General features: G+C 68.1%; 8 protein-coding genes. 3 read left to right on the forward strand and 5 right to left on the reverse strand.

Going from position 1 to position 11,861, the window contains the following annotated elements:
* Window positions 1-304 precede the first annotated feature (304 nt).
* Window positions 305-3,772, forward strand: coding sequence for a pyruvate carboxylase (gene pyc / locus F0357_RS16355; RefSeq protein WP_153484442.1), 3,468 nt, complete (start codon window positions 305-307; stop codon window positions 3,770-3,772).
* A 187-nt stretch (window positions 3,773-3,959) separates the two neighbouring features.
* On the opposite strand, the gene F0357_RS16360 is transcribed toward pyc, so the two are convergent.
* A complete protein-coding gene (locus F0357_RS16360) occupies window positions 3,960-4,883 on the reverse strand; it encodes a LysR family transcriptional regulator (RefSeq protein WP_153484445.1) in 924 nt (307 codons plus the stop codon).
* 110 nt (window positions 4,884-4,993) lie between these two features.
* On the opposite strand from F0357_RS16360, the gene F0357_RS16365 reads away from it, so the two are divergent.
* Entirely contained in the window at window positions 4,994-5,716 is a 723-nt protein-coding gene (locus F0357_RS16365) for an SDR family oxidoreductase (RefSeq protein WP_208948383.1), read from the forward strand.
* A 30-nt stretch (window positions 5,717-5,746) separates the two neighbouring features.
* On the opposite strand, the gene F0357_RS16370 is transcribed toward F0357_RS16365, so the two are convergent.
* From F0357_RS16370 to F0357_RS16385, 4 genes are all read right to left on the reverse strand, one after another.
* Window positions 5,747-6,730, reverse strand: a complete 984-nt coding sequence (locus F0357_RS16370) for an ABC transporter permease (protein WP_312861628.1) — start codon at window positions 6,728-6,730, stop codon at window positions 5,747-5,749.
* Entirely contained in the window at window positions 6,723-8,204 is a 1,482-nt protein-coding gene (locus F0357_RS16375; protein WP_153484448.1) for a sugar ABC transporter ATP-binding protein, read from the reverse strand. Before F0357_RS16375 ends, F0357_RS16370 begins: the two co-directional genes overlap by 8 nt.
* 121 nt (window positions 8,205-8,325) lie before the next feature.
* Entirely contained in the window at window positions 8,326-9,345 is a 1,020-nt protein-coding gene (locus F0357_RS16380; protein WP_153484450.1) for an ABC transporter substrate-binding protein, read from the reverse strand.
* Between the two features lie 222 nt (window positions 9,346-9,567).
* Window positions 9,568-10,458, reverse strand: a complete 891-nt coding sequence (locus F0357_RS16385; RefSeq protein ID WP_153484453.1) for a GntR family transcriptional regulator — start codon at window positions 10,456-10,458, stop codon at window positions 9,568-9,570.
* Between the two features lie 222 nt (window positions 10,459-10,680).
* Here F0357_RS16385 and F0357_RS16390 point away from each other — a divergent pair, with 222 nt between their 5' ends.
* A complete protein-coding gene (locus F0357_RS16390; RefSeq protein WP_153484455.1) occupies window positions 10,681-11,691 on the forward strand; it encodes a zinc-binding alcohol dehydrogenase family protein in 1,011 nt (336 codons plus the stop codon).
* The last annotated feature ends 170 nt before the right edge of the window (window positions 11,692-11,861 follow it).

The raw sequence follows: 11,861 nt of genomic DNA on the forward strand, positions 1-11,861 counted from the left end.
CGAGGCGGGGCGCCGCTCATCGTGGACGAGCGGAACGTGGCGCGATGTTATGGGAGGTTGCAGCGCGATGTGAACACAAAGTTTTGAAATTTCCGCCGGTTTTTGGTCATGATCGTCGCTGGACGAAGCGGATTGCGCTTCGGCTCGCCGCTTGCATGAGGCGTCGCGAGGCCGACCGCCGGGCGCTTGCGCGCGGCGCCGCGGCATGGAAACTTTCGCCGCCTCCGCGCCGGATCCGGGCTTCTCCCGGGCGGACCTCACGGAGGCGTCCGCTCCATCGACCCCGCATCCGGAGAGCCCGCGAATGGCCGAGACGACCGCGCCGCTGAAGCAGTTCCGCCGCCTCCTCGTCGCCAACCGCTCGGAGATCGCGATTCGCGTCTTCCGCGCCGCGAACGAGCTCGGGATCGAGACGGTCGCGGTGTTCGCCGAGGAGGACAAGCTCGCGCTGCACCGCTTCAAGGCGGACGCCGCCTATCAGATCGGCAAAGGGCTCGGGCCCATCGAGGCCTATCTCTCGATCCCGGAAATCATCCGCGTCGCGAAGCTCGCGGGCGCGGACGCCATCCATCCGGGGTACGGCTTCCTGTCGGAGAGCCCGGAATTCGCCGAGGCCTGCGCGGCCGCCGGCATCGTGTTCATCGGCCCGCGGCCGCAGACGATGCGCACCCTCGGCAACAAGGTCGCCGCGCGCAATCTCGCGATTTCGGTCGGCGTGCCGGTGATGCCGGCGACCGATCCCCTGCCGGACGACATGGAAGAGGTCGAGCGCCTCGCCGAGACGATCGGCTATCCATTGATGCTCAAGGCCTCGTGGGGCGGCGGCGGGCGCGGCATGCGCGTGATCCGCACCGTCGAGGACCTGCGTCGCGACGTCACGGCCGCGAAGCGCGAGGCCAAGGCCGCCTTCGGCAAGGACGAGGTCTATCTCGAAAAGCTCGTCGAGCGCGCCCGCCACGTCGAGGCGCAGATCCTCGGCGACACCCACGGCAACCTCGTCCATCTGTTCGAGCGCGATTGCTCGGTGCAGCGGCGGCATCAGAAGGTCGTGGAGCGGGCGCCGGCGCCCTATCTCAACGACACGCAGCGCCAGGAACTCGCCGATTATGCGCTGCGGATCGGCCGCGCGGTCGATTATGTCGGTGCCGGCACCGTCGAATTCCTGATGGATGCCGATACCGGCAAGGTCTATTTCATCGAGGTCAATCCGCGCATCCAGGTCGAGCACACCGTCACCGAGCAGGTGACGGGCATCGACATCGTCAAGGCGCAGATCCACATCCTCGAAGGGGCGGCGATCGGCACGCCGCCATCGGGCGTGCCGGCGCAGGAGGCGATCCGCCTCAACGGCCACGCCCTCCAGTGCCGCATCACCACCGAGGACCCGGAACAGAATTTCGTGCCGGATTATGGCCGCATCACCGCCTATCGCGGCGCGACCGGCTTCGGCATCCGTCTCGACGGCGGCACCGCCTATTCGGGCGCGGTCATCACCCGCTTCTACGATCCGCTCCTCGAGAAGGTGACGGCGTGGGCGCCGACGCCCGACGAGGCGATCGCCCGCATGCACCGGGCCCTGCGCGAGTTCCGCATCCGCGGCGTCGCGACCAATCTCGCCTTCCTCGAGAACGTGATCACCCACCCGAGCTTTCTCGACAATTCCTACACGACCCGCTTCATCGACTCGACGCCGGAACTGTTCGCCCAGGTGAAGCGGCGCGACCGGGCGACGAAGCTCCTGACTTTCGTCGCCGACGTCACCGTGAACGGCCATCCGGAGGTGAAGGGCCGGCCGCGGCCGCCGGCCGACGCCCGCAAGCCGGAACCGCCGGTGTTCGACCGCACGATCCCGAACGGCACCCGCCAGCGCCTCGATCTCGACGGGCCGGCGGCGTTCGCCAAGTGGATGCGCAACGAGCGGCGGGTGCTCGTCACCGACACGACGATGCGCGACGGCCACCAATCGCTGCTCGCGACCCGCATGCGCAGCCACGACATCGCGGCGATCGCCGGCGCCTATGCCCGCGGGCTGCCGTCGCTGCTCTCGCTCGAATGCTGGGGCGGGGCGACCTTCGACGTCGCCATGCGCTTCCTCACCGAGGACCCGTGGGAGCGGCTCGCCGCGATCCGCGAGAAGGCGCCGAACCTGCTGTTGCAGATGCTGCTGCGCGGCTCGAACGGCGTCGGCTACGCCAATTATCCCGACAACGTCGTCCGCTTCTTCGTGAAGCGTGCAGCCGCCGGCGGCGTCGATCTCTTCCGCGTGTTCGACTGCCTCAACTGGGTCGAGAACATGCGCGTCTCGATCGATGCGGTGAACGAGGCGGGCAAGCTCTGCGAGGGCGCGATCTGCTACACGGGCGACCTGCTCGATCCGCGTCGGCCGAAATACGATCTCAAATATTATGTGGCGATGGCGAAGGAGCTCGAGGCCGCCGGCTGCCACATCATCGGCATCAAGGACATGGCGGGCCTGCTGAAGCCCGCCGCCGCCCGCGTCCTCGTCAAGGCGCTGCGCGAGGCGACGCCGCTGCCGGTGCATCTCCACACCCACGACACCAGCGGCATCTCCGCCGCCACCGTGCTCGCGGCGGTCGATGCCGGCGTCGACGCCGTCGATGCGGCGATGGATGCCTTCTCGGGCCTCACCTCGCAGCCCTGCCTCGGCTCGATCGTCGAGGCGCTGAAGGGCACCGAGCGCGACACCATTCTCGACCCGGAGGTCATCCGCGAGATCTCGTTCTATTGGGAGGCGGTGCGCGGCCAATATTGCGCCTTCGAGGCGAACCTCCAGGCCCCGGCCTCGGAGGTCTTCCTCCACGAGATGCCGGGCGGCCAGTTCACCAATCTCAAGGAGCAGGCGCGCTCGCTCGGCCTCGAAACCCGCTGGCACGAGGTCGCCACCGCCTATGCCGACGTCAACCGGATGTTCGGCGACATCGTCAAGGTGACGCCGTCCTCCAAGGTTGTGGGCGACATGGCGCTGATGATGGTGTCGTCGGACCTGACCCCGGCGGACGTCCTCGATCCGGCGCGGGACGTCGCCTTCCCGGAATCGGTCGTCGGCCTCTTCAAGGGCGAACTCGGCCAGCCGCCGGGCGGCTTTCCGAAGGACTTGCAGAAGAAGATCCTCAAGGGCGCCGAGCCGATCCAGGTCCGGCCGGGCTCGCTCATTGCCGCGGCCGACCTCGAAGCCGAGCGGGCGGCGCTCGCCGACAAGATCGGCCGCGCGGTCTCGGACGAAGACCTCGCCGCGTCGCTGATGTACCCGAAGGTGTTCGCCGACTTTGCCAAGGCCCAGGAGACCTACGGCCCGGTCAGCGTGCTGCCGACGCCGACCTATTTCTATGGCCTGCCGGCGGGCGAGGAGATCCTGGTCGAACTCGAGCCCGGCAAGACGATGGTGGTGCGCTGCCAGGCGATCGGCGAGCCGGACGAGGAGGGGCAGGTTCGCGTCTTCTTCGAGCTCAACGGCCAGCCGCGCATCGTCCGCGTCCCCGACCGCTCCCACGGCGCCTCGGCGCGGGCGGTGCGCCGCAAGGCGGAGGAGGGCAACCCGAACCACGTCGCCGCGCCGATGCCGGGCATCGTCGCGACGCTGGCCGCGCGGGCCGGTGCGACGGTCAAAGCGGGCGATGTGCTGCTCTCGATCGAGGCGATGAAGATGGAGACGGTGCTTCACGCCGAGCGTGACGGCGTGATCGCCGAAGTCCTCGTCTCCGCCGGCTCCCCGATCGATGCGAAGGATCTGTTGGTCGTGTACGGGGGGTGAGACAGACCTTCGCCAAGGATGATGCGCCTCTTAACCCTCCCCTGCCAGGGGGAGGGTCGGCGCGCAGCGCCGGGGTGGGGTCACGCCGCGGACGAGACGCCCCGGATGTCGTGAGTGCCGCGACCCCACCCCGCCGGCCTACGGCCGTCGACCCTCCCCCTGGCAGGGGAGGGTGCGGCGTCGTGATTTATTCCGCCATTGACGATGCCCCGCCGAGCCCGCTCACGAAGTCGAGGAAGGCGCGGACCCGGCAAGGGCACAGGTGGCGCGAGGGATAATAAGCGTGGAGGGGGAAGCGCTCCTCGTTCCAGTCCGGAAAGAGCTCGACGAGGCGGCCGTCGGCCAGCATCTCGTCGATGCCGAGAGCCATCGGCTGCGCGATCCCGAGGCCGGCGACACATGCCGCGAGGGAGGTGGCGACGTCGTTGAGCACGAGTCGACCGTCCACCTTGACGGGGAGGACGGTGCCGGCCCGATGGAATTCCCACTCGAACGGCCGCCCGGACGCCGGATCGCGGAATAAGAGGCACTGGTGCCCGCCGCCGGCGAGGTCGCTCGGATGCTCCGGTCTGCCATAGCGCGCCAAATAAGCGGGCGATGCGCAGGTGAGAATACGCGTTTCCAAAAGCTTGCGCGTCACCAAGCCGTTGGCCGTCGGCTCCCCGAAGCGGATCGCGACATCGAAACCATCCGAAACGAGATCGCCGATGCCGTCGCGCACGACGAGGTCGAGCGACAGGTTCGGATGGGTGTCGAGAAAGGGTTGAAGCCGCGGCGCCAGCATGAGGCTCGAAAACCAGCCGTCGCAGTTGACGCGCAGCCTGCCGCGCACGAGCTCGGCCCCCGCAACCGCATTGCTGGCCGCCTCCGAAATTCCGACGAGGAGTGGCGCGACCTCGGTGAACATCGATTGTCCCGCCTCGGTCAGCACGGTCGAGCGCGCATTGCGCTCGAACAGGCGAATGCCGAGGCGGTCTTCCAGCCGCGCGATCGAGCGGCTGACGGCTGAGGGTGTCAGAGACAGCGCTTCGGCGGCCCGCGCAAAATTGCCGGTCTCCGCCACCGCGATGAAGGTGCCGATGCCGCTCAAGAGGCGGGAATCGATGCTCATGCGTGAATTCCTGTCACCATTTGGATGACAAGGATGCGTTTGAATCACGCCTTGTCCAGCGGGAAAGTCCGGGTCCGACGGCGAGCGCCGTCGCATTCCTGGAGATCATTATGACGATGAACGGCAAGCAGGTGGTCATCATCGGAGGGACGTCCGGCATTGGCCTCGCCGTGGCGCGGTCCGTGGTGCGGCAGGGGGGAACCCCTGTGGTGGTGTCGAGGCAACAATCGAGCGTCGAGGCCGCGCTCCTCGAACTCGGAGCCGATGCGCGGGGCCACACCGTCGACGTGCGCGACGAGGCCGCCGTCTCGGCGCTCTTCGCGCGCGTCGGCGCGTTCGACCACCTCGTCTTCACGGCCGGCGAGAGCCTGAAGCTCGGTGCGATCGCGGACCTGCCGCTCGACGAGGCCCGCGCCTTCTTCGACGTCCGCTATTGGGGTGCCTATACCGCGGCGAAATATGGTGCGGCCCATCTCCGTCCGGGCGGCTCGATCACCTTCTCCTCGGGCATTGCGAGCGCCCGCCCGCCGCAAGCCGGCTGGGCTCTCGGTTCGAGCATCTGTGCGGCGATGGAGGGACTGACCCGCGCGCTCGCGATCGAACTGAAGCCGCTGCGGGTGAACATCGTCTCGCCGGGCTTCGTGCGCACGCCGCTGTGGAGCGACATCCCCGAAGCCGATCGCGAGGCCATGTATTCTGCGGCCGGGGAGAGGCTGCCGGTGGGGCGCGTCGGCCTGCCGGAGGATCTCGCCGCAGCTTACCTCTTTCTGATGAGCCAGCCCTTCGCCACGGGACAGACGCTCGTCGTAGACGGCGGCGGCATGCTCGTGTGAAGAGGCGGGGGCGGCGAGAGCCGCCCCTCGTCACCGCGAGCGGCGGCGGCGCATCTGGTCGAAATAGACGATCGCGATGATCAGGCCGCCGGTGATGATGCGCTGCCAGAACGGATTTACGTTCAACAGGTTGGCGCCGTTGTTGATGGTCGTGAGCAGGATCGCGCCGAGGAGGGGGCCGGGCACGCTGCCGACCGCGCCGAACAGGCTCGCGCCGCCGATCACCGACGAGGCGATCGATTGCAGTTCCCAGCCGTCGCCGGTGGTGGCGACGCCGATGCCGATGCGCGAGGCGGTGAGCACGCCGGCGAGCGCCGCGAGGCCGGCCGAGACCATGTAGGCGAAAAAGATGGTGCGGCCGATATTGACGCCGGACAGCCGCGCCGCCTCCGGGTTGGAGCCCACTGCGTAGAGATAGCGGCCCCAGCGGCTGTTGTGCAGCACGAGATAAGCCGGCACCGCCACCACGATCACCATCCAGAACAGGTTCGGGATGCCGAGGAAGCTCTCGCGCGAGAAGGCGCCGAAGCTCGCCGGCAAGCCGGCGATGGTCTGCCCGTTGGTCATCAGGAGACCGATGCCGCGCAGCGCGGTCAGCGAGGCGAGGGTGGTGATGAAGGGCGGCAGGCGCATGCGCACGATGGCGAAGCCGTGGAAGGCGCCGATGGCGATGCCCATCAGGAGCGTAACGGCGATCGCGAGCGGGATCGGCCAGCCGGCCCGCATCAGGAGCGCCACCACGGTGGAGGCGAGACCGACCACGGCGCCGACCGACAGGTCGATGCCCGCCGTGATGATGACGAAGGTCTGCCCGATCGCGATGATCGCCCACAGCGAGGCCTGGCGCATCAGGTTCGAGAAGTTGGCGTAGGTCGCGAACGAATCCGTCGCCACCGACAGCACCAGCCACATCAGGATGAGCAGGCCGAGCAGCGTCAGGTTGAGGAGGAAGCCGAACTTGAGGGAGCGGCGCGGGGCGGCGGCCTCGGCCGCCTTGGTCGTCGACTCAGACACCGATCGCCTCCTTCAGGATCGTCTCCGCCTCGACCGCGCGCGAGGGATGCTCGGCGACCGCGCGTCCCGCGCGGAACACGTGGAGCCGGTCGCTCAGGTCGTGCACTTCGGGTAGGTAGGATGAAATTAGGATGATGCCGGCGCCGCGCTTCAACAGGGCGGCGAACAGCTTGTAGATCTCGACCTTGGTGCCGACATCGACGCCGACCGTCGGCTCGTCGAAGATAAAGAGATCGGCGCCGTGGTTGAGCCACTTGCCGATCACGATCTTCTGCTGGTTGCCGCCCGACAGGGTCGCGGCGGGAGCGCGCTGCGAGGCGGTCAAGATGCGCATGTCGGCGATCTGGCGGGCGGCGGCGCGGCGCTCCGCCCCCGTGTCGACGAGGCCGAGCGGGCTCAGACGCTCGAAGATCGACAGGTTCAGGTTGAAGCCGACGCCGAGATTGAGGCAGAGGCCCTGGTCGCGCCGGCTTTCCGGCACCAGGGCGAGACCCTTGTCGATCGCTTCGCCCACCGTGCGCGGGTGGATTGGTTCACCCTTGAAGATCACCTCGCCGGCGCTGCGCCGGGTGCGGCCGAACAGGCACTGGGCGAATTCCGAGCGCCCGGCGCCGACGAGACCGTAGAGCCCGACCACCTCGCCGGCATGGACCGTGAGCGAGACGTCGTTGAAGCCGGGGCCGCTCAGGTGCTTGACCTCGAGGAGGGGCGAGCCGAGCTCGATCGGCTCCTTGTAGTGGACCTCCTCGATCGAGCGGGCGACCATGTCGCGGATGAGGTCCGGCTCGCGGGTCTCCGCGACGATGCGGGTCGAGACGAGGGCGCCGTCGCGCAGCACCGAGACGCGGTCGGCGAGCTCGAAGATCTCCTCCATCCGGTGGCTGATGTAGACGATCGTCACCCCTTCGCCGTTGAGCCTACGGATCAGGCGGAAGAGCTGGTCGGTCTCCTGGCGCGTCAGGTAGGCGGTCGGCTCGTCGAAGATGAGGAAGCGGGTGCCGCGCATGGCGGCGCGGGCGGTGGCGACGAGCTGCTGCTGGCCGATCGTGAGGTCCGAGAGCGTGGCGGCGGCCGGCAGGGAGAAGCCGAGCCCGTCGAGGACGCGCTGCGCCTCGACCACCATCTCGCGGTCCTTGAGCAGCGTGAAGCGCGTGCGCTCGTCGCCGAGGAACATGTTGGCGGCGACCGAGAGGTGGGGGCAGAGCACCACTTCCTGGTGGACGGCGTTGATGCCGAGGGCGATGGCGTCGTGGGGATCGTCGAGCGGGACGACCTCGCCCTTCCACAGGATCGTGCCCGACGAGCGCACGTGGGCGCCCGTCAGGATCTTGATCATGGTCGACTTTCCGGCCCCGTTCTCGCCGACGATCGCGTGGATCTCCCCCTCCTGGAAGGCGAGATCGATCTGCTTCAGGGCGTAGGTGCCGGTGAAGCGCTTATCGACCTTGCGGAGCTCCAGAATAGGCACGGTCATCGTGCGATCGCCTTACGGATACGGGAACAATGGCGTCGGGCGCGCGGCGGATCGCGAGGGCGACGGCGCCCTCGCGACGGCTCGCTGGAGCGGGCGGCGACCGTGGCCGCCGCCCAGCCGCTCAGTTCAGCTTCGGGTTCAGAAGTTCCTGCGACCGCGGCGTGTCGAGGTTCGCCTGAGTGATCAGGTTGACGCCGGTATCGACATCCTTGGGCACGTTCTCGCCCTTCGAGGCGGCAAGCGCGGTCTTCACGCCGTCATAGCCCATCCGGTACGGGTCCTGGACGATGAGGGCCGAGATGACGCCCTGCTTGAGCAGGCCGACGAGCTTGTCGTCGCTGTCGAAGCCGATGAGCACCAGCTTCTTCTGGGCGTCGGCGTTCTCGGCGAGCGCCTGGCCGGCACCCTGCGCCATCGGCAGGTTCGAGGCGAACACGCCGACGAGGTTCGGGTTCGCCGTGATGAGGTCGGTCATGATGTTGAGGCCGGTGGTGGCCTGACCGTCGGCGACCTTCTCGCTGACGAGCTTGATGCCCGGATATTTGGCGGCGAGCGTGTCCTTGAAGCCCTTGGCGCGCTGATCGAGCGAGCCGACGCCGGGCAGGGCGGTGATGAGCGCGACTTCGCCCTCGGCCTTGCCGGTCTTCGCCTTGATGGCGTCGGCGAGCGCATCGGCCGCGACCGAGCCGCCCTTCACGTTGTCGGTGGTGAGGAAGGAGGTGAAAGCGTCGGTGTCGGCGCCGGAATCGATGCCGATGATCTTCACCGACTTGGCGGCTTCGGTGATCGGGGCGCCGAGGGCGGAGAATTGGGTCGGCGCGATGACGATCGCGGCCGGGTTGCTCGCCACGGCATTCTCGAGCGCCGAGATCTGGCCGGGAATATCGGCTTCGGACTGGGCACCGAGCTCAGGTACCTTGACGTTCAGATCCTTGCCGGCCTGACGGGCGCCGGCGAGCACGATCTGCCAATATTGCGAGGTGGTGTCCTTGACGATGACCGGGATCGTCTGGGCGGCGGCCCCGCTCGCGGTGCCGAGGCTGGCGACGGCGACGGTGGCGGCGCCGGCGAGCGCCCAAGTCGCGGTGAGCAACGCGGTGCGGCGGGTCAGCCGCGCGGCGGAACGCGCAATGAGAGACATCGGACTTCCTTCCCTGGTGTGCCGGGCTTTGCGCCTCGGCTTCTCTTTTCGATCCGGCCCGTTCGGCCGGCCGGTGCTATGCCGGGCGCGTTCGTGGCGTCCCGGTCGAAACTCGATGTGATCTTTATCGGTAAAAGAATTTGTGTCAACCGGGCCGTGCACGGGAAGGCCCGGTTCGTGCGGGGTTGGTCGCGCGGGCTGCGACCTCCGCGGTCGGCCGCGTCAGAGTGCAATCGATTGTAGAAGGGTCTCGCGCGCGGACAAGAGATGCTTTCGGCAATAGAACTCGACGTCCATCATGCTCCGCCGCTTCAAGGCGGCGATATAGTCGAGATGCTCGTCGACCGCGACGCGATTGCGTCTTTTCTCGTCCATCTTGTTCCATTGATAATGGTAGTGGAAGATCATCGCGATGACGTCGTAGAAATCAATGATGAAGCGGTTGCGCGAGGCCTCGTGAATCATGCGATGGAACTTCTCGTCGAGCTGCGAGAAGCCGCGCCAATCGTCGTCGAAGCGCTCGGCCAGCGCGCGATGCTCGGCCTCGACGGCGTCGAGGGCGGTCCAGGCCGGGTGATCGGCGGGAAGCTGGGCGAAGGCGGTCGCCGAGCGCAGTTCGAACATCTCGCGCACCTCGGTGAGCTCGAGGGCGAACTCCCGGGTGAAGCCCTTCAACACCCAATGGCTGTTGCGGCGCTTTTCGATCAGTCCGAAGCGGCTGAACCGAATGAGGAATTCGCGCACGGCCGAGGTCGAGACGCCGAGATCGCGGGCGAGTTCCAGTTCGTTGATCTGGTCGCCCGGATTGGCCCCGCCGCTCAGGATGCGCCGCATGAAGGACCGCTCGATCATCGCCGAGAGCGAGTTCGTCTCTTCCGCGGCGAAATAATCCTCGCGCGCCGGGCGCCGCAGCACGGTCTTCGCGCGCCGTTCCCATTGCACGATGCCGGCGTCCGACAGCGAGGTGAGCACCGAGCGCACCGTCGTGCGGCTGATCTTGAGCTTGTCGCCGAGGTCGGTCTCCGACGGCAGGACGCTGCCCACCGGATGATCGGCAACGAGATCGAGGCAGGCGTTGAAGGCCTCCTTGAACAGGGTGTTCGGCTTCGTCATCAAGACGCCTTGTCGTTCGTCTCAGAGGGGCGTGCCGGCGAAATATCCGGCGCCACGCGGCGGGCGCATGCTTTCCGAGAACCGCGGCCTTGTCCATAAGGGCGGCCGGATCGCGGTGCCGTGGCGCGCCCCGCCGTCGCCGACGACCCGAGCCGGATTGACAGATCGGGCCCTGCATCTGCATCTTATCGCTAAAGAACCATAATTCGAAGGACATTCTCCATGCGAGCCGTCTCCTGCACCGCGCCCGGCGATCTCGTCGTCGTCGAGCGAGAGGCGCCGCGTCCGGCGGCGGACGAGGTGCTGGTGCGCATCCGCCGTGTCGGCATCTGCGGCACCGACATGCACATCTTCCAGGGCAAGCATCCCTTCCTCGAATATCCCCGGGTGATGGGCCACGAATTGTCGGGTGAGGTCGTCTCCGCCCCAGCCGGCAGCCCGCTCTCCGAGGGCGAGCGGGTCTACATCAATCCCTACATCGCCTGCGGCACCTGCCACGCCTGCCGCAAGGGCCGGCCGAATTGCTGCATGCGCATCGGCGTCCTCGGCGTCCACCGCGACGGCGGCCTCGCCGAATTCCTGGCGCTGCCTGCCCGCAACGTCTTCTCCGCCGAGGCGATCGGCCTCGACGAGGCGGCGATGGTGGAGTTCCTGGCGATCGGCGCCCACGGCGTGCGCCGGGCGGAGATCCAGCCGGGTGACCGCGTGCTCGTCGTCGGCGCCGGCCCGATCGGCCTCGGTGCCATGCTGTTCGCCCGCCTCGCCGGTGGCGAGGTGACGACGCTCGATCTGCGCGCCGACCGGCTCGCCTTCGCCCGCTCGGCGCTCGGCATCCCTCACACGGTGCCGGCCGGCGAGGGCGCGGCCTCCGCGCTGGCCGACCTGACCGGCGGCGATTTCTTCGACGTCGTCATCGATGCGACCGGCAACACGGCCTCGATCGAGGCGAGCTTCGCCTACGTCGCCCATTGCGGCACCTACGTGCTGCTCAGCGTCGTCAAGGACGTGATCCGCTTCGCCGACCCGGAATTCCACAAGCGCGAGATGAAGCTGGTGGCGAGCCGCAACGCCCTCGCAGTCGATTTCGAGACGGTGCTCGCGGCGATGGCCCGGGGCGACGTCCCGACCGGCCTCCTCGCCACCCACCGCGCGCCGCTCGCCGATCTACCCGCCCGCATGCCGGACTGGATCCGGCCGGAGACGGGGGTCATCAAGGCGCTGGTGGAGGTCTGAGGAGAGCGCGGCGTTCGTTCCGCGCGGCGCCCGCGGCCCCCGCGGCGCCGACCCCACCCCGGCGCTGCGCGCCGACCCTCCCCCTGGCAGGGGAGGGTAGGGCGGAAGGGTCTTTGATCCCACATATTGACACGGCGCTGACCCTCCCCTGCCAGGGGGAGGGTCGACGG

Source organism: Segnochrobactrum spirostomi (assembly GCF_009600605.1).
GTDB classification, from domain to species: Bacteria; Pseudomonadota; Alphaproteobacteria; order Rhizobiales; family Segnochrobactraceae; genus Segnochrobactrum; species Segnochrobactrum spirostomi.